We start from the raw sequence: 18638 nt of genomic DNA, 5'->3' as shown, positions 1-18638 counted from the left end.
GTTGGAAGACTTGTTGGGTTTCTAAGTGACAGTGGCGCCTTCTATGTTGAAAAGCGTTTTAATTTCTTCCAGCACTTCTGGGTTAGCAATAGCACCAATGTTTTTTATAGCTTGTCCGTTAACCAATTGTTTCACAGCTAGTTCAACGAGTTTGCCTGATCGCGTTTTAGGAATATCACTGATAGCAAAAATTTGGCGTGGCACATAGCGTGGTGAACATTTTGTTTTTAGTGTTTCGCGAATTGAATCGGTGAGTTGTTGGGTTAACTCGACGTCGTGAGCGAGTTTTACTAGTAACCAGACTTCTTCAGACTGCTGGTTTAACTTGCCGACAGCGATGGAGTCTTCAACCTCGGGTAAAGCGTTCACTTGCTGATAGATTTCAGCTGTACCGATGCGTACGCCGCCTGGATTTAAGGTTGCGTCACTACGGCCATAAAAAATGAAGCCGCCATGTTCGGTTTGCATCACATCGTCGCCATGGTGCCAGATATCGGTAAACTTGCTCCAATAAGCGTTGTGATAGCGTTCGCCGTTGTCGTGCCAAAACCCAATAGGGAAGTTAGGTAGTGAGTTATTGCACGTTAGTTCGCCGCGTTGCTTTGTAATCGCATTTCCCTCGTCGTTCAAAACACGCACGTCGATTCCAAGCCCTGAACCTTGGCATTCGCCTTTGTACACCGGTGAAATAGGGTTTCCAAGTACAAAACACCCACAAATATCAGTGCCGCCAGTGATAGAAGCTAGATGTAAATCCTGCTTGATGTGCTGATAGACATAATTAAATTGTTCTGGGTAAAGCACTGAGCCAGTCGAACACAGGGTTGTGAGTGATTTCAGGTCATGTTCTGACTTGGGAGAGTAGCTCGCATGCTCCAGGGCCTCTAGGTATTTCGCTGACGTACCAAACAGTGACACGCTATGTTCTTCCGCTAAGCGCCATAAGACGGAGTGATCAGGGTAAACCGGACTACCATCGTAAATCATTAAGGTAGCACCACTCGCAAGTGCTGAAACATGCCAGTTCCACATCATCCAGCCACATGTTGTGTAGTAGAAAACCTTGTCTTGTGGTTTGATATCGCAATGTAGTTGATGTTCTTTGAGGTGATTGAGCAAGGTACCGCCCACGGAATGGACAATACACTTAGGTTGACCTGTTGTACCAGAAGAATACAAAATGAATAACGGGTCATTAAACAGTGTTGATTGATATTGAATTGATTGTGGAGAAAAGTGGTGAGCCATATCAGACCAATGCACAAAGTCAGAAGTGTTAGCAATCTTAGCGTTTTGTAAATATTCGATTTGGCATACGCTAATGGTTGCGTCTTCGGAGACACTGCTTAGCTTGCTACTAAGAGTGGTGTTCTTGTCCGTCATATCGAAAGCTTTGCCTCCGAACTGGTAGCCATCACAGCAAAAAAGAACTTTCGGCTTGACCTGGCCAAAACGCTCTACGACGCTATCGATACCAAAATCAGGCGAGGTTGAAGTCCAAATGGCACCAAGACTGGTGGTGGCCAGCATGGCAATAACGGTTTCTGGAAGGTAGGGCAAATAACCCGCAACGACATCGCCTTTGCCAACACCACAATTGAGTAGCCATTGCTGAACGACAGACACTTGTTCGAGCAACTGTGTACCAGTGAGCTGCCTGTGTTCACCGCGTTCATTAGTAAAAACGATAAACTCACGCTCAGGTGTTTGTTCGGCCTGAGATAGGAGGTTCTCTGCGTAGTTAAGCGTGGCGTCAGCAAACCATACGGTGTCCCTATTTACATGGCTCTGAGTAGAATCTGTCTGTGTCCATTTGGGAGCACCAAGGCTTTTGACTTGCGAGCCAATATTTCCAATGACGTTACAGAAATGCCAGGTATGTCGCCAAAATTCGTCATTGTGGTCAATGGACCACTGGTGTAAAGACGTGTAATTATTGATTGCGGTACCTTCGGCTTTGTCTTTATTAACTTTTTCGATGAACCGCAATAAGTTGCTATTGCTGACGCGTTCAGAAGATGGTGACCAAATAGGTGCAGAATTTGTCATAGGTCCCTCTAATTTCAATTCTTTTTGAATATGACCAAAACAAAATAAAGGGGCGAACATAGCAATGTTCGCCCCTTATCTGATTGTTTAAAGTTGTTCGGCAAGCTGAGGTAGTACCTCAAATAAATCACCAACCAATCCATAGTCGGCAACTTCAAAGATAGGAGATTCTGGATCTTTGTTGATCGCGACAATCACTTTGGACTCTTTCATTCCTGCAAGGTGTTGGATGGCACCGGAGATCCCGACCGCAATATAAAGCTTAGGTGCAACGATTTTTCCGGTTTGACCCACTTGTAAGTCGTTGGCGACAAACCCAGCATCAACCGCCGCGCGAGAAGCGCCAATGGCGGCCCCCAGTTTATCGGCGACTTGTTCGATCAATGCGAAGTTCTCTTTGCTACCGACCCCGCGTCCACCTGACACAACCACCTCTGCCGCGCTTAATTCAGGACGCTCTGACACGGTTTTATCGACAGAAACCAATTCAACCATTGGCTCTGAGATAGTGACCTGCTGATGTTCGATATCAGCTTGGTTGTGACAAGTAACCGGCTCAAACGCAGATGCTCGCACGGTGACGACGCGAACCTTGTCGCTGGTGGTCACTTTGGCAAATGCATTCCCTGCGTAAATAGGGCGGATAAAAGTGTTTTCATCGATAACTTGGACAATATCGGAGATTTGCCCAACGCCGAACTTCGCTGCTATTCGCGGTGCAAGATCTTTCCCTTTTGATGATGAGCTAGCCCAGATTGCGTCAAAACCTTCAGCAATACTCACTACAATAGGTGCGATACTCTCGGCAAATTGATGCTTAAGTTGCTCATCATCGACACAAATTACATTTGATATACCATCAACGCGACAGGCTTGCTGAGCGACTTCTTCACACTCGTGGCCCACTACGATCAAAACATTGTCTTGGCTGACTTGTTTTGCTGCATTAACCACTTTGAGTGTGTCCGCATGCAATTGGTTATTGTCATGCTCTGCTATGATTAAGTTCTTCATGAAATCACCTTCGCTTCGTTACGCAGCTTATCGAGAAGCTCTGAGACAGATTCAACCTTGATGCCACCTTTTCTTTGCGCTGGAGGTGTGACTTCTTGAATGGTTTGGCTAAATACCACTTCAACACCCAGACTGTCAGGTGTGATTGTATCTAACGGCTTGCGCTTAGCTTTCATGATATTAGGCAAAGAGGCAAAACGCGGTTCATTCAGGCGTAAGTCAGTACTGATCACAGCAGGTAATTTCATCGCAACCGTCATCAAGCCGCCATCCACTTCTCTCACGACCTGAACTTTTTGATCTTCTATCTTAACGTCGGAAGCGAAAGTTGCTTGAGGCCAGTCAAGTAGGGCTGCCAGCATCTGAGCCACTTGGTTGTTGTCAGTATCAATGGATTGTTTACCCGTAATCACAAGCTGTGCTTGTTCTTGCTCAACCAGAGCTTTGAGCAGCTTAGCGACGACTAATGGCTCTATTTTGTCTTCAGTATCGACATGAATAGCGCGATCGGCACCTAACGCAAGCGCAGTACGTAGTTGCTCCTGACATTGGCTACCGCCAGCACTGACAACGATGACTTCATCTGCAATACCTTGCTCTTTTAGTCGTACGGCTTCTTCAACGGCTATTTCGCAAAATGGATTAATCGTCATCTTGACGTTATTGGTTTCAACATCGCTATGGTCCTCTTTCACGCGAACTTTAATGTAGGGATCAATGACCCTTTTGATTGGCACTAGTATTTTCACGTTAGATTCCTTTTTACAGTGAAGACTATGTGTTTACAGTGAAGACGATGTGATGACGTCTTTAAAATGATGTTAATTTACCTTTACGTTTGCGTCAACTTTAAATATATTGTTGCTTAATAAGTTGGCAACATGCAAAGAAAAAGGAATGCAATCATGGAAAGAGACTGCATGGAATTTGATGTTCTGATTGTAGGCGCTGGTCCCGCAGGTTTGTCTGCGGCATGCCGAATCAAACAATTAGCAGCAGAAAAAGAACAAGACCTCTCTGTTTGCGTGGTAGAAAAAGGCTCTGAAGTTGGAGCGCATATTTTATCGGGTGCGGTGTTTGAAACGCGCAGTTTGGATGAACTGTTTCCCGACTGGGAAGAGAAGGGCGCACCGCTCAATACCAAAGTAAACCAAGATAAAACCTACTATCTAGGCAATGAAATCAACGGTCATGAACTACCTTCTTGGGCGGTGCCTAATACGTTACATAACAAAGGTAATTACATAATAAGTTTGGGCAGTCTATGCCGATGGATGGCGTTGCAGGCTGAGAACTTAGGGGTGGAGATCTACCCAGGTTTTACCGCCAGTCAAGCCATCATCGATGAAGACAACCGCGTTTGTGGCGTGATCACGGGCGATATGGGATTAGACAAAAATGGTGAACAAAAAGGAAATTTCGAACCTGGTATTGAACTGCGAGCGAAGTTTACTTTATTTGCTGAAGGCGCGCGGGGTCATATTGGTAAGCAGTTGATTAATCGATTTAATCTCGCTGAAGATAAAACGCCTCAACATTACGCTATCGGCTTTAAAGAGCTGTGGGAAATACCACCAGAGCAGCATCAACAAGGGTTAGTGGTTCACGGCTTAGGCTGGCCGTTAGCGAACGAAGCCACAGGTGGCAGCTACCTCTACCATTTAGAGGGAAACCAAGTTGCCGTCGGGTTGATTGTTGACTTGAACTATAAGAATCCGCACTTGAGTCCATTCGATGAATTTCAGCGTTTTAAACATCACCCGATGATTGAGCAATACCTCAAAAGTGGTAAACGCATTAGTTATGGCGCAAGAGCGATCACCAAGGGCGGTTTCCATTCGCTTCCAACGCAACAGTTTGCTGGTGGCTTGTTGATTGGCTGTGATGCAGGAACGCTTAACGGCGCTAAAATCAAAGGCACGCACACCGCAATGAAATCTGGCATGCTTGCCGCCGAAGCAGTATGTGAAGCCCTTGAGAGTCAGTCAGTTACTGCTGATTATCAAAAGCATTTCAAACAGTCTTGGTTGTATGAAGAGCTTTATCAAGCACGTAACTTCTCAAGTGGCATTCACCGCTTTGGATCGTGGCTGGGCGGTGGCTTAGCGCTGCTGGAACATAACGTGTTAAAAGGTAAAGCTAAGTGGCATATCCGTTGTGATAAGCCCGACCATCAGTCTCTGCTATTGGCGGAAAACAGCAATGAAATTGTCTATCCAAAGCCTGACGGTGTGTTAAGTTTCGATCGCCTCTCTTCTGTTTATCTATCCAATATCTTCCATGAGGAAGATCAGCCGTGCCACTTACGTTTGGCGAACCAGCGCATTCCCATCGAGCAGAATCTTGAGTTATATGCAGAGCCAGCACAGCGCTATTGCCCGGCTGGCGTTTATGAAATCGTACAGGGGGATCAGCAGCCAGAGCTACAAATAAATGCGGCGAACTGTATCCACTGTAAGACCTGCGACATCAAAGATCCAAGTCAAAATATTACTTGGACACCGCCGGAAGGTGGTGGTGGCCCTAACTATCCGAATATGTAGTCGTCTGAGAATAATTTTTATTAACAATTTATTTACTTAAAGTTTGCGTTAGTTCAAATCTTTCTCGATGAACTCGATTGCAACTTAATCTTTCAAGCACTATTCTGATTTTAAATTGACGTTTACGTAAACTGAATACAAAGTTGATGCATAGGTGTAAAAGCGGTTACCAGTATCAAAGTTAGGTTTGATCAAATAGTGCTCAATGGAACGCACTTAAATAACGAAAGGGAGATCAACTATGGTATCGGAATCGCCTCTGTTGCAGGTAAACGATATTTCATTGGCTTTTGGTGGGGTGAAAGCTTTAACTGACGTGAGCTTCCATGTGAATGAAAAGGAAATCTTTTCAATCATTGGTCCAAACGGTGCAGGTAAAACCTCAATGCTCAATTGCATCTCTGGTCGATACACACCAAACAAAGGCTCTGTAATCTTCGCTGGAGATGATGTAACCAAACGAACACCTAGCCAACGAGCTGAGTTAGGGCTGGGAAGAACTTTCCAAAACTTAGCGCTCTTTTCTCATATGTCGGTACTGGACAACATCATGGTTGGCCGACACCACCTACTGAAAAACAACTTCGTCACGGGGCCACTCTATTGGTTCTCTAATGCGCAGAAAGAAGAGATGGCGCACCGCAAATATGTGGAAGACGTGATCGATTTTCTAGAAATCCAGCACATCCGAAAAGCGACTGCAGGCACGCTATCTTACGGCTTACGCAAACGTGTAGAGCTTGCTCGTGCCATTGCCTTAAAACCTAAGTTATTGCTGCTTGATGAACCAATGGCAGGTATGAACTTGGAAGAAAAGGAAGACATGGCTCGTTACATCATGGATCTGAATGAAGAATTAGATATCACGATCATCATGATTGAGCACGACATGGGCGTGGTCATGGACATCTCTAATCGCGTTTTGGTTTTGGATTTCGGTAAACACATTGCTACGGGTGAGCCTGAAGAAGTGATGGCCAACCCACATGTGAAACAAGCGTACTTAGGCGAAGAGCTACCGACATTAGAGGAGAGTGCATAATGGCACAGCAACATAATGATTGGGCAGATATAACCCGCTTAGATACCTTTCCAAAAGTGTTGCAACACAATGCCAAGCACTGGCCCGAACAAGTCGCAATGCGTGAAAAGGAGTTTGGTATTTGGCGAGAGTTCACTTGGAAGGATTACGAAAACCGCGTCAAGTGGATGGCACTGGCACTACAAGATTTGGGTATTGGTGAGCAAGATGTCGTTGGTTTGCTAGGTGATAACCGCCCGGAATGGGTATGGGGCGAGTTAGCAGCACATGCGATCAAAGGTTTCTCGCTGGGCATCTATCAAGATTCCATGCACGAAGAAGTGGCGTACCTCATCAACTATGCCAAAGCAAAAGTCGTGGTTGCGGAAGATGAAGAGCAATGCGATAAGCTACTTGAGCTCGGTGATGAGATCCCAAGCGTAGAATTCATTATCTATTGTGACCCGCGAGGAATGCGCAAGTACGACGACCCACGACTGATTGACGTTGAGCAGGTCTATAAAAAAGGTCAACTGATCGACAAAGCGGATCCGGATAAATATCTCAATATGGTTGCGGCAACCAAAGGCAGCGATCTTTCGATTCTTTGTACCACGTCGGGTACGACTTCCAAACCAAAGTTGGCTCAGCTACACAGCGGCACTTTCTTAGATCACTGTGCGGCTTATCTGCGTGCCGACCCGCGCTCTCCAGGCGACAACTACGTTTCTGTTCTGCCTTTGCCTTGGATTATGGAGCAGGTGTATGTGGTCGGTCAGGCGTTGATTTCGCGTCAAATCGTTAATTTTGTGGAAGAGCAGGAAACCATGATGTCTGACCTGCGCGAGATCGGGCCGAATTTCGTGCTGCTTGCGCCGCGTGTATGGGAAAACATAGTGGCAGACGTGTCTGCGCGAATGATGGATTCCACACCGTTTAAGCAGAAGATGTACAAACTGGGTATGAGCTTAGCCAACAAAGCGCTGGAGCAGGGTAAACGCTCTAAGTTGGCTGAATGGATTCTTCTGCGTGCTCTGCGTGACCGTTTAGGTTTTTCGAACCTGACATCTGCGGCAACCGGCGGTGCGGCAATGGGACCGGATACGTTCCGTTATCTGCAAGCGATCGGCGTGCCACTCAAACAGCTTTATGGTCAAACCGAAATGTGTGGTGCGTACACCGTCCACCAAGCGGACGATGTGGATTACGATTCCGTCGGCGTCGCGTTTGACAATGCCGAAGTGAAAGTCATCAATCCAGACAGCAACGGTGTGGGCGAGATCATCGCGAAAAGTACGGGCATGTTTACTGGCTACCTGAACAATCAGGAAGCGTACGACGAAGACGTACAAGACGGTTGGATGCACACGGGCGATGCGGGTTACTTTAAAGACTCTGGTCACTTGGTGGTGATTGATCGTCTGAAAGACATGTCGGAAACCAGTCATGGCGACCGCTACTCTCCGCAGTTTATTGAAAACAAACTCAAGTTCTCGCCGTTTATTGCAGAAGCCGTAGTGGTGGGCAAAGGTCGACCTTGGCTATCCGCCATCATCTGTATTCGCTACGCGATCGTCGCGAAGTGGGCAGAGCAGCGTGGCTTGGCATTTACCAACTACACCAACTTATCTGCTCAACCAGAAGTGTACCAAGCGATTCGTGAAGAAGTTCAAAAAGTGAACGAATCCCTACCGGATGCACAGAAGATCAGCAAATTCATTCTACTTTACAAAGAGCTAGATGCCGACGATGGCGAGCTAACTCGTACGCGTAAAGTGCGTCGTGGTGTGGTTGCGGAGAAATACGGAGACATCATAGAAACCATCTACAGCGACGATCCAAAAGTCGATGTGGATACGGTGATCACTTATCAGGATGGCACCAAAACACGCATTCAAACGTCGCTAGTGATTGAAACGCTTATTGAACATGAGCCAACACTGGTGGATAGCGAACAACGGAGGATCGCATAGTGAATACGGATTTATTACTGCAACTCGTCATTAATGGCGTGATCGTTGGCATGTTGTATGGCGTGGTCGCCATGTGCTTTGTACTGATATACAAATCGACTCAGGTGGTCAACTTCGCTCAGGGTGAGTTCTTGCTGATTGGCGCATGGGTATGCTGGGCGGCGCTTGTTCATCTGCAACTGCCATTTTTTATCGGCTTTTTACTCACGCTTGCGTTCATGATGGTGTTCGGTATCGCCGTGCAAACCATTGTGCTCAGACCGTTAATTGGTGAACCGATTATCTCTGTGATCATGGTGACCATTGGTCTATCGATGTTTTTCCAAGCGCTGATGAAGTGGATATTCGGTGTCTCTGCTGTGTCGTACCCGCAAGTGTTCGAAACCAACGTGGTGAATATCGGAGGTTTGAATGTTGAGTTTGCTTACATTCTGAGCTTGATCTTCTCAATGCTCATCATGGGCGCGTTCTACTGGTTCTTCAAATTCAGCAAAATGGGTCTGGCAATGCGCGCAACGGCATTTAACCAGCAAGTAGCCCAGAGTCTTGGCATTTCCATCAAGAAAGTGTTCGCCATCAGTTGGGCCATTTCGGCAATGGTATCTGCAACCGCAGGGATTGTTATCGGTATCGTTAACGGCGTATCTGACGCGCTATCCATTATTGGTATCAAAGTTTTCCCAGCCGTTATTTTAGGTGGCTTAGATTCGGTAGTCGGCGCAATTGTCGGTGGTATTACCATCGGGGTGCTAGAAAACTTGGCTGAGTTTTTTGATAGCCAATACCTGCAAGTGGGTAACTTATACAACATCGCACCATTCTATGTGCTGTTAATCATTCTTGCCTTCAAGCCATATGGCCTGTTTGGTACCAAAGATATTGAGCGTATTTAAGGAGAAATAACATGGCTCAACTTAGCATGCGCCCATGTGGGGATTTTCGAACCACATATAAAAGCGATACGCCAATTTTTGAAACCAAAACCATCAGAAGCCTTGCGATTGCAGGTGTCATCGCCATGCTGGCAGCACCGCTGGTCTTGGATATTTACTTCCTAAACCTGTTTATTCAGATTGCATACCTCGGTATCGCGGCGTTGGGCTTAAACATTCTGGTTGGTTTTACCGGACAAATCTCGCTAGGTCACGGTGCGTTCTTTGGTTTTGGCGCCTTTGCATCGGCTTGGTTAAATAACCAGTTTAACATTCCAGTCGTGTTTGCGATTCCGCTTGCGGGTTACTTAACCATGATTGTGGGGATGCTGTTTGGTCTGCCAGCGGCTCGAATTAAAGGTTTATACCTAGCTATCGCAACGTTGGCGGCGCAGTTTATTCTAGAGGACTTCTTTGCTCGCGCAGATTGGTTCAGTGGCGGCTCATACGGTGCAAGCGCGAACCCAATTAATTTGTTTGGCTTTGAGTTTACGACCGACGAAAGCTTCTTCTACATCGCTCTGTTTGCGCTGATCTTCATGTATATGTGGGCATCAAACTTAATCCGTTCTCGTGACGGTCGCGCGTTTGTCTCAGTACGAGATCACTATCTGTCAGCAGAGATCATGGGCATCAACCTAACCAAGTATCGTCTGCTCTCATTTGGAGTGTGTGCATTCTATGCAGGCATCGGGGGCGCACTCTACGGACATTATCTAGGGTTTGTATCAGCAGAAGGCTTCACCATCATGATGTCTATCCAGTTCTTGGCAATGATCATCATTGGTGGCTTAGGCTCAGTCAAAGGTACGCTGATGGGGACGATATTTATCGTACTGTTGCCTGAAGTTTTAGAGTTTGGTGTAACGGGGCTTTCAGCGTTTGGTGATACCACCGCTTTCACTGATGGTCTGGCTTACTTCAAAGAAATGGCGATTGGTCTAGTCATCATGCTGTTCCTCATTTTCGAACCTCAAGGATTATCGCATCGCTGGCAACAGATTCGAGCATATTGGAAACACTATCCGTTCTCATATTAACGTGGAATTAAGTGGAATATACCTCAATAACAAGGACAACGAGTTATGAACAAAGGACATTTAGCGACAACGTTGGTGCTGTCATCTGCACTGTTTACTACCGCAACTTGGGCAAAAGATTCTGTGTTTGTCGGGCAATTAGTCGACTTTTCTGGACCAACTGCCTATGTGAGCAAGCCTTATGGTTCTGGCGTGCGAGACGCATTGCGTTGGATTAACCAAAACGGTGGCATTAACGGTACCGAGCTCGAATTTGAAACAGTAGACATGGCGTACAAAGTACCAGTGGCGATTTCTAACTATAAACGTTGGGTTGCGCGTAAAGACATGGTTGCGCTGCAAGGTTGGGGTACGGCGGATACCGAAGCGCTTATTTCGTTTGTTACCAAAGACAAAGTGCCGGTGTTCTCTGCTTCTTACTCTGGTCACTTAACTGACCCAACCGGTAAAAACCCAAAAACCGCGAAACCAGCGCCTTATAACTTCTTTTATGGTGCGTCGTACTCAGATGCGTGCCGTGCGCTAGTTAAGTGGGCGAAAGAAGATTGGGAATCTAAGGGCAATCAAGGTGCGCCGAAATTTACGCACATTGGCGATAACCATCCATTCCCGAATGCGCCAAAAGAAGCGTGTGCAGAGTACGCCAAAGAACTTGGTTTTGATGTGCAAAACCCAGTCGTAGTGTCACTAAAACCAGGGGACTTCAAAGCGCAATGTTTGTCGCTGAAAGAGTCAGGCACCAACTACGGTTACATTGCTAATATCGGTAGCTCGGTTATCTCACTAGTGAAGTCTTGTAACACGGTTGGGACAGAGTTCCAGTACATGGCAAACATTTGGGGCGGCGATAAGCCAGTGCTTGAAGCAGCAGGCGATGGCCTTAAAGATTACGTTTTCCCAGGTATGACTGCGTTTTGGGGAGATGATAATGAAGGCATGAAACTGGTCCGTGAGATTTCTAAGCAGTCTGAATCAGAGCCGGGCGAATTCAGAACTCACCATTACATTCGCGGTATTTGTTCTGCGTTCTATATGAAAGAAGCAATGGAGTGGGCGAAAGACAACGGTGGCATCACAGGTGAAAACATCAAGAAGGGCATGTATGTCCATGACAACTGGGTACCACAAGGCTTAGAAGGTGTTTGTGTCCCTGCGAACTGGAAACCGGAAGATCACCGAGGCACAACAACCGTGAACGTCTTTATGGGCAACAACGATGGCGGCGCAGTTGATATTAAGAAAGTATCTCAGGTGACATTGTCACGTCGTGACGATTGGCTAGGTTACTAATCTACGACTTATTAATAACAAAGCTTACTGAAAATAAGGATGGGTGAGAGAACACTCTCACCCTAGCAAGGAGTAGCTTGATGGCTGAATTAGCAACGAATATCGAACCGGCAGAAATACTGCTTTCAGTGAACAACGTTGAAGTCGTCTACGACGAAGTAATACTAGTACTTCGCGGTGTGAGTTTAGAAGTTCCAAAAGGGCAGATTGTGACCTTACTGGGCGCCAACGGTGCGGGTAAATCCACAACGTTGAAAGCCATTTCTGGTTTATTGAAAACCGAAGATGGTGAAGTGACGCGCGGCGAAATCAACTTCATGGGCGAGCGTATAGACAACAAAAGCCCGGAAGAGATCGTCCGTTCGGGCATCTTCCAAGTTATGGAAGGGCGCCGAATTGTTGAAGATATGACGGTGATAGAAAATCTTCGCTTAGGCGCTTATACACGCACTGACAACGAAGTTGAACAAGACATCGAAATGGTGTTTGACTATTTCCCGCGACTCAAAGAGCGCACTGGCCTGGCGGGCTATTTGTCTGGCGGTGAGCAACAAATGTTAGCGATTGGCCGAGCGTTAATGGCTCGACCGAAGATGATTTTGTTGGACGAACCGTCTATGGGGCTTTCTCCACTGCTAGTTAAAGAAGTATTCAGCATTATTAACAAGATCAACAAAGAGCAAGGTATTACCATGCTTTTGGTTGAACAGAATGCCAACTTCGCTCTTCAAGCGGCCGATTACGGTTACATCATGGAATCAGGCAAAATCGTACTAGATGGCAGCAAGCACGAATTGCTAAACAATGAAGACGTAAAAGAATTCTACCTTGGCGGCGGCGATGAAGATCGCAAGAGCTTTAAGAATCTGAAATCTTACAAACGTCGTAAGCGTTGGTTGTAAGGAGCAAGGATGAACGAACTATTTGATGCGAAAGAATCGTTGTCTCTACAGGCGCGAGAAGAGTCGCTGTTTCAACGTCTGCCAGCGCTGATTGAAAATTCGAAAGCCAATAGCGAACATTACGCAGCGCATTTTTCTGAGTTTGATCCTATATTGGCAAACAATCGTGAAGGGCTTGCTCAGCTCCCGATTACACGTAAGTTCAATGTACCTAATCAGCAGCAACTTAAACCGCCGTTTGGTGGCTTAAATAGCGTTGCCATTGGTCAAATGGCGCGCGTATTCCAATCTCCTGGGCCGTTGTATGAGGCTCAAACGGATGAGGCCGATTTCTGGCGTATGGGGCGCGCGTTTCACGCTGCTGGGTTCTGTGCGGGTGATTTAGTGCATAACACGCTCTCTTACCATTTCTCTCCTGGCGGATTTATTATGGATGGTGGCGCAAGGGCTTGTGGCTGTACGGTATTTCCGGCTGGAGTAGGCAATACCGAAGCGCAAATAGAGGCAATTAAACAGCTTCAACCTAATGGTTACACTGGTACACCTTCGTATTTGCTGACGTTGCTACAAAAGTATCAAGAGAAATACAATGAGCTGCCTAGCTTTGAGAAAGCTCTGGTCTCTGGTGAAGCGGTTACAGCAGACATGGAACAGATGTTTGAGGAAAAAGGCATTGCAGTCTTTCAAGCCTACGCAAGTGCAGAGCTTGGTTTGATTGCTTATCAAGTGTCTGGTGAACAAGGATTAGTGATTGCCGAAGATATTATTGTTGAAATCGTTGATCCTGATGGTGTTCCTGTACAACCGGGAGAAGTCGGTGAAGTCGTTGTAACGTCGTTCGATGAGAAGTTCCCGCTGATTCGCTACGCAACGGGAGATTTATCGGCATATCTAGAGACAAGTTCTGATTCTTCACGCACGAATGCACGAATTAAGGGCTGGATGGGACGAGCAGACTCCGCGGTGAAAGTAAAAGGGCTGTTTGTTTATCCGCATCAGATCCAAGAAGTCTGTCGTCGCCACGATATTAAAGGCTCCTTGAAAATTGAGCGCGATGGCTTCAACGATGCCATTACTTTCTGTTGTCATGATGTGCATGTATCAGCAGAGGACATTCAAGCAACACTCCAGTCTGTCACTAAACTGAAAGGCAATGTCCAGTTTGTACCGAACCAAGCGGAGCAGCCGTTAATCAATGACCTGCGCAGTTAACCCATCATTGTAAAACGCATTTATAAAAAGCTAACAACGTAAAAATCAAAGGCTAGGAGAGGGGATACCACATTGTGCTGTGTATCCCTTTCTTTTTTGTGCCAGTACAATCAGGAGGGCGATAAATGAAGCAGGCACCGACCATCAATCAACAGTTTTGGGATAATTTGTTTACCCAAGGCACTATGCCATGGGATGCCAAAACCACACCTCAAGAGCTAAAAGCTTACCTAGAAAAAGCGCTTAATAGCGGTCAGTCTGTATTTATCCCTGGCTGTGGCGCTGCTTATGAACTCAGCTCTTTTATTCAATATGGGCATGACGTGATCGCGATGGATTACAGTGAACAAGCGGTGAAAATGGCGCAATCGACATTAGGTAAGCACAAAGATAAAGTCGTGCTGGGGGATGTATTTAACGCTGACTCTACGCACGCATTTGATGTGATTTACGAGCGTGCCTTTCTTGCTGCACTACCGAGAGACCAGTGGCCAGATTACTTTGCTATGGTGGATAAATTGCTGCCAAGAGGCGGTTTGTTAATTGGTTATTTCGTTATAGATGATGATTACCACTCTCGCTTCCCTCCATTTTGTTTGCGAAGTGGGGAGTTGGCGCAATATTTTGAACCAACGTTTACACTTATTGAATCTTCAACCGTTACAAATAGTGTGGATGTATTTAAAGGTAAGGAGTATTGGATGGTGTGGCAGAAGTGTTAGTCGCTTTTAATCTTTTTGAAGAAGTATTCGCGGAAACTTTCTGGCTCTTTTTTAATCGCTGAAAAGTAAGTCACAAATGTATGATATTTGGTCGATGCCATGAGCCAGAGAGCGATAATAGGAAAAAGTACAAAACTAACAAAAAAAAGTTTATGTTCATCTTCAAGAAGGAATAGGCCAAGAGCGTAAACAAGGAACTGAAAGTAAATATTGATTAAGTTGATTTCTGCCGCTTTAGGTTTGCCTCTAACAATCATCATGTTTGGGATAACAAGCAGTAGAGTCATGATCCCAGCAAAAGAAAAGTTTAGAGCCAAGAAAGCATCAGTTGTTAAGTGCTCAGACGACTGGTCAATCAATATTGCCAGCAACGTTACTGCCATGCCGCCTCCCATCATAATCAAGGTAATGACTGCCACGCCAACAAGAAAAACCCAAATAGAAAGGTAATGGTTGTCAAAAAACTCTTCTGCCTTCAATCTCTTAAACCTCATCGATACATACTGTGAAATAACAGAGGTTACTTCACTCTATTCCTGTTGAGGGGATACTCACATAGAAAGAATACGTATGTAAAATATCAATAAGCGTTAGTTTTAAAGGCGGGAGTTACCCCCATAATAGGTCGAAAGGTATTTCAGAATGGCTTCGCGATCATCACCCGGCAGTTCATCCATCCCTTGTTCTTCAATCATCCAGTCTAAGGTTTCATCCCATCTTTGTCGGCTTAATCCTTGCTGCGTGACCATGTGTAAAGAGTGACTGGCCGACATACTGCTGCGACGATTTCCATATTCTCTCCTGGCGCTAATATCCCATCACCAGCTGATTTGACCTCCATTTCAGATGAAGCAGTATTCCAATCTGGTGGCGTAGGGTTTTGGGTTGCTAGCCATGCAATGATTGCGGCTCGCGCACCCAGGTCTTTTACGCCGGGAAAGACCATGTTTGTGCCCGGAGCAAACTCCGATGGTGACGCCAAAAAAGCGTCTAGTTTTTCTGCGTCCCATTGACCTTGATGCTGTTTGATGGCTTCGCTTTAATTGAAGCCTGCAAAGCCGGCAATATCACGCTCTGCTAAGCCCCAAAGAGGCGGCCCCACAACACTTACTCCATTGGATTCAAACTGGTGACAAGCTTTACACACCATGGCTTGCTGCTCGCCTGCTGCAATCAACTCGTCGTTACTCGCAAGGACAGGGTCGCTCAACAAAGCCAAAAGGGTGAAAGCGAGCGGGAGTACCCGCTCTGATGGTTGTTTTGTTCTCACCTTGTTATGTCCCCTAAGTTCTCACTATTCTGCTACTGACTCTTTAGCTTCGTACAATCAATGCGATGCGGTGGAAGGTGTTGTTGAGGTAACCTTTCGGGTTCCATGCGATAGCAAAAGGTTGGCCCACCTTTTGGTCATCAGTCGCTTTTGCCCCAAATTCGTAGTAGCCCGCTTGGGGGAATGTCTCTTTGGCGTTGAACGTCTGCCAAGCGCCGTCATTGGCTGGGGCTGCGAGTTCGGCATCCATCCATGTTGCGCCAAAATCAATCCTTTCTCGCTGCACTACCGAGAGACCAGTGGCCAGATTACTTTGCTATGGTGGATAAATTGCTGCCAAGAGACGGTTTGTTAATTGGTTATTTCGTTATAGATGATGATTACCACTCTCGCTTCCCTCCATTTTGTTTGCGAAGTGGGGAGTTGGAGGGTTATCTAGAACCGGCGTTTAAGCTTGTGGAATCCTCAGTGGTGGCAAACAGTGTTGAGGTTTTTAAAGGTAGAGAGCGCTGGATGGTGTGGCAGAAAAGCTGCCGTATTTAAACGCTATGGCATCAAATAATGAATACAAAATCAGCGTCACATAATGCATATTTTAAAGACAATTATTCTTGTGGTAACGATAAGTGTTGTGAATTGGCGAAGTTGTGAGAAATGTAGATCATGTCCTTTGAAAACATAAGGATATATAATATGGACAAATCATTTTCTCTCATCGATAAGCCTACCTTCTTAGGCTCACTCTTTCTTTTACTCAGCGTAGTTATACCTTTAATTTTATTTCCCACACAAGGTGCGGATTGGATAGCTTCGGCCAAATTTTTCATGACCGATAAACTTGGTGTGTTATACCTCGCACTGGGTATCGCAGCAATGTGTTTTATGATTTACACGGTGTTCAGCGATCTTGGCCAAATCAAACTTGGTGAAGCCGACGAGCAACCAGAATTTGGTAACGCCTCATGGGCTGCAATGCTATTTTGTGGAGGTATTGGCGCAAGTATTCTGTATTGGGGGTGTATCGAGTGGGCATACTACTATCAATCACCACCATTTCAGTTGGAAGCAGGCAGTGAAGAAGCCATTCGCTGGGCCGCGACTTATGGTCTGTTTCACTGGGGACCGATCGCTTGGTCAATTTACCTTATTCCAGCTCTACCTATCGCTTATTTCTTTTATGTACGCAAACAACCTGTTTTGAAAATCTCTAGTGCGTTAATGCCTGTATTAGGAGAAAAGCGTGCAAACGGTGGTATTGGCAAGTTTATTGATGTGCTGTTTATTTTTGGTATGTTGGGTGGCGCGGCGACTACGCTTGGCTTAGCAGCGCCTCTTATCAACGGTGGTCTACATCACATCTTCGGTCTTCCAAACAATACCTTCAGCCAAGTGGCTGTATTACTTCTCTGTACTGCGATTTTTGGTTACTCCGCGTATGCAGGGCTTGAGAAGGGGATCAAATTCCTTAGTAACATTAACTTCTGGGGGGCAATGGGCTTGTTACTCTTTGTACTTGCCGTTGGGCCAACCGTGTTCATGTTAGAAACGGGCTTAGATTCTATTGGTCGTATGTTGTCTAACTTCTTTGTTATGGCAACCTGGGCAGAGCCGTTTGGTGGTTATGGTGAGTTTACAGATACACACTTCCCGCAAGACTGGACTATTTTCTACTGGGCATGGTGGTTGGTCTTTGCTCCTTGTATGGGATTGTTTGTTGCGCGTATCTCGCGTGGAAGAACGATCAAACAGATGGTCGTAGGTTCTATATTTTACGGTTCTTTAGGTTGTTTCTTATTCTTCATTGTTTTAGGTAACTATGGTTTATCGTTGCAATTGACGGGTGAGCTTGATGTCATCGCAATCCTCAACGAATCGGGCGCACCGGCGGCCATTTTTGCAACGTTAGATACACTGCCGTTAGGGCCAATCGTTATTGGTGTTTTTACACTGTTGTGTATCATTTTTACGGCGACGTCGTTTGACTCTATCTCGTACATTCTTGCGTCTGTGGTTCAAAATGATGTGACGGAAGAACCGATGCGCTGGAACCGTTTGTTCTGGGCGTTTACTTTGTCTTTTCTGCCAACCGTCCTAATGTTCATGGGAGGTTTATCGACATTACAAACCGCTGCGATCGTGGGAGGTTTACCATTGTTAGTTATCTCGGTGATGTTGATGGTGTCCTTTGTTCGCGCGGCGAGCCTAGATATTAAACATCAAGCAGAATACGAAGAGCCAACCATTAACATTGAAGAACTGCCGGAAATTGACCCTTGGTCAACAGAGGGAATGGCCTTGGCGAAATTTGAGCGCTTTAAAGACTTAGCTCAACAGGCGGCTGAAGAAGAGCGCGAAGCAATGGCGGCCCTGATGAGCATGCGTAAGAGAATTCGCGCATTTGCCTTAGAGCACAGCTGTGAATCTGGGTTTTCGGACCATCATTTACCAGAAGAGATGCAAACAGAGCTACAGCAACTAACCGAAGCGCTTGAGTTGGCTCAACAGAAGAAGCAAGAACTGTCTGAACAAGCCCAAGAATCTCGAATGGAGTTTAATCATGTGTTATTAGGCGGCGCGTCGGCAGGTTTAGCAACGTCGCAGGCTTAAGAATAGACACACAAGAGCCGAGTACAAACTCGGCTCTTTTTTTGCGTGGATACCTTACAGTTA

The 18638-nt window shown here is 46.0% G+C and carries 15 protein-coding genes and 2 pseudogenes; 11 read left to right on the top strand and 6 right to left on the bottom strand.

Annotation, left to right across the window (positions count from 1 at the left end):
* Window positions 1-21: 21 nt before the first annotated feature.
* The 3 genes from OO778_RS18165 to OO778_RS18155 form a co-directional block, all read right to left on the bottom strand.
* The gene (locus OO778_RS18165; RefSeq protein WP_074190708.1) at window positions 22-2049 is read right to left on the bottom strand and encodes an acetoacetate--CoA ligase; all 2028 of its coding nucleotides are present in this window, start codon (window positions 2047-2049) and stop codon (window positions 22-24) included.
* 87 nt (window positions 2050-2136) lie between these two features.
* Complete coding sequence (locus tag OO778_RS18160; protein ID WP_104970578.1) at window positions 2137-3063, bottom strand: FAD-binding protein; 927 nt, start codon at window positions 3061-3063, stop codon at window positions 2137-2139.
* Window positions 3060-3812, bottom strand: coding sequence for an electron transfer flavoprotein subunit beta/FixA family protein (locus OO778_RS18155; protein ID WP_264912313.1), 753 nt, complete (start codon window positions 3810-3812; stop codon window positions 3060-3062). Before OO778_RS18155 ends, OO778_RS18160 begins: the two co-directional genes overlap by 4 nt.
* 156 nt (window positions 3813-3968) lie before the next feature.
* Here OO778_RS18155 and OO778_RS18150 point away from each other — a divergent pair, with 156 nt between their 5' ends.
* The 9 genes from OO778_RS18150 to OO778_RS18110 all read left to right on the top strand — a co-directional run bounded on the left by OO778_RS18150 (window position 3969) and on the right by OO778_RS18110 (window position 14698).
* Entirely contained in the window at window positions 3969-5606 is a 1638-nt protein-coding gene (locus tag OO778_RS18150) for an electron transfer flavoprotein-ubiquinone oxidoreductase (protein ID WP_104970580.1), read from the top strand.
* 241 nt (window positions 5607-5847) lie between these two features.
* Complete coding sequence (locus OO778_RS18145) at window positions 5848-6648, top strand: ABC transporter ATP-binding protein (RefSeq protein WP_005373297.1); 801 nt, start codon at window positions 5848-5850, stop codon at window positions 6646-6648.
* Window positions 6648-8600 (top strand): long-chain fatty acid--CoA ligase, encoded by a 1953-nt coding sequence (locus OO778_RS18140; protein ID WP_264912312.1) that lies wholly within the window; start codon window positions 6648-6650, stop codon window positions 8598-8600. The genes OO778_RS18145 and OO778_RS18140 overlap by 1 nt, the downstream gene beginning before the upstream one ends.
* Window positions 8600-9493 (top strand): branched-chain amino acid ABC transporter permease, encoded by an 894-nt coding sequence (locus OO778_RS18135; RefSeq protein WP_005392598.1) that lies wholly within the window; start codon window positions 8600-8602, stop codon window positions 9491-9493. Before OO778_RS18140 ends, OO778_RS18135 begins: the two co-directional genes overlap by 1 nt.
* Window positions 9494-9504: 11 nt before the next feature.
* Window positions 9505-10572: a branched-chain amino acid ABC transporter permease gene (locus tag OO778_RS18130; RefSeq protein WP_005382737.1), complete on the top strand. Its 1068-nt coding sequence runs from the start codon at window positions 9505-9507 to the stop codon at window positions 10570-10572.
* A gap of 45 nt (window positions 10573-10617) precedes the next feature.
* Window positions 10618-11862, top strand: coding sequence for an ABC transporter substrate-binding protein (locus OO778_RS18125; protein WP_005373285.1), 1245 nt, complete (start codon window positions 10618-10620; stop codon window positions 11860-11862).
* 80 nt (window positions 11863-11942) lie between these two features.
* Entirely contained in the window at window positions 11943-12764 is an 822-nt protein-coding gene (locus OO778_RS18120) for an ABC transporter ATP-binding protein (RefSeq protein ID WP_053349214.1), read from the top strand.
* Window positions 12765-12773: 9 nt separating this feature from the next.
* A complete protein-coding gene (locus OO778_RS18115) occupies window positions 12774-13976 on the top strand; it encodes an AMP-binding protein (RefSeq protein ID WP_264912311.1) in 1203 nt (400 codons plus the stop codon).
* Between the two features lie 125 nt (window positions 13977-14101).
* A complete protein-coding gene (locus OO778_RS18110; RefSeq protein ID WP_074190535.1) occupies window positions 14102-14698 on the top strand; it encodes a methyltransferase domain-containing protein in 597 nt (198 codons plus the stop codon).
* On the opposite strand, the gene OO778_RS18105 is transcribed toward OO778_RS18110, so the two are convergent.
* The 3 genes and pseudogenes from OO778_RS18105 to OO778_RS18095 all read right to left on the bottom strand — a co-directional run.
* Complete coding sequence (locus OO778_RS18105) at window positions 14695-15177, bottom strand: hypothetical protein (protein ID WP_104970585.1); 483 nt, start codon at window positions 15175-15177, stop codon at window positions 14695-14697. The two genes, OO778_RS18110 and OO778_RS18105, sit on opposite strands and share 4 nt — an antisense overlap.
* 117 nt (window positions 15178-15294) lie before the next feature.
* Window positions 15295-15968: pseudogene (locus tag OO778_RS18100) on the bottom strand (c-type cytochrome).
* Window positions 15969-16011: 43 nt separating this feature from the next.
* Window positions 16012-16254: pseudogene (locus OO778_RS18095) on the bottom strand (molybdopterin containing oxidoreductase); the annotation flags it as partial.
* On the opposite strand from OO778_RS18095, the gene OO778_RS18090 reads away from it, so the two are divergent.
* Window positions 16221-16511 carry a hypothetical protein gene (locus OO778_RS18090; RefSeq protein WP_074190709.1) on the top strand — a complete coding sequence of 97 codons (291 nt, stop codon included), beginning with the start codon at window positions 16221-16223 and terminating at the stop codon, window positions 16509-16511. The pseudogene OO778_RS18095 and the gene OO778_RS18090 overlap by 34 nt on opposite strands.
* A 150-nt stretch (window positions 16512-16661) precedes the next feature.
* Window positions 16662-18575 carry a BCCT family transporter gene (locus OO778_RS18085; RefSeq protein WP_048624916.1) on the top strand — a complete coding sequence of 638 codons (1914 nt, stop codon included), beginning with the start codon at window positions 16662-16664 and terminating at the stop codon, window positions 18573-18575.
* Window positions 18576-18638 lie beyond the last annotated feature (63 nt).

The sequence above is a fragment of the Vibrio sp. STUT-A16 genome, assembly GCF_026000495.1.
Taxonomy (GTDB): domain Bacteria; phylum Pseudomonadota; class Gammaproteobacteria; order Enterobacterales; family Vibrionaceae; genus Vibrio; species Vibrio diabolicus.
The sequence above is the reverse complement of the archived record's forward strand: the minus strand, read 5'-3'. Positions and strand labels throughout refer to the sequence as shown.

Coding starts and splice junctions, on each gene's coding strand:
- OO778_RS18130 (WP_005382737.1), top strand. CDS start 9,505: ATGGCTCAACTTAGCATGCGCCCATGTGGGGATTTTCGAACCACATAT.
- OO778_RS18165 (WP_074190708.1), bottom strand. CDS start 2,049: ATGACAAATTCTGCACCTATTTGGTCACCATCTTCTGAACGCGTCAGC.
- OO778_RS18150 (WP_104970580.1), top strand. CDS start 3,969: ATGGAAAGAGACTGCATGGAATTTGATGTTCTGATTGTAGGCGCTGGT.
- OO778_RS18145 (WP_005373297.1), top strand. CDS start 5,848: ATGGTATCGGAATCGCCTCTGTTGCAGGTAAACGATATTTCATTGGCT.
- OO778_RS18140 (WP_264912312.1), top strand. CDS start 6,648: ATGGCACAGCAACATAATGATTGGGCAGATATAACCCGCTTAGATACC.
- OO778_RS18115 (WP_264912311.1), top strand. CDS start 12,774: ATGAACGAACTATTTGATGCGAAAGAATCGTTGTCTCTACAGGCGCGA.
- OO778_RS18160 (WP_104970578.1), bottom strand. CDS start 3,063: ATGAAGAACTTAATCATAGCAGAGCATGACAATAACCAATTGCATGCG.
- OO778_RS18120 (WP_053349214.1), top strand. CDS start 11,943: ATGGCTGAATTAGCAACGAATATCGAACCGGCAGAAATACTGCTTTCA.
- OO778_RS18110 (WP_074190535.1), top strand. CDS start 14,102: ATGAAGCAGGCACCGACCATCAATCAACAGTTTTGGGATAATTTGTTT.
- OO778_RS18085 (WP_048624916.1), top strand. CDS start 16,662: ATGGACAAATCATTTTCTCTCATCGATAAGCCTACCTTCTTAGGCTCA.
- OO778_RS18090 (WP_074190709.1), top strand. CDS start 16,221: ATGTTGCGCCAAAATCAATCCTTTCTCGCTGCACTACCGAGAGACCAG.
- OO778_RS18125 (WP_005373285.1), top strand. CDS start 10,618: ATGAACAAAGGACATTTAGCGACAACGTTGGTGCTGTCATCTGCACTG.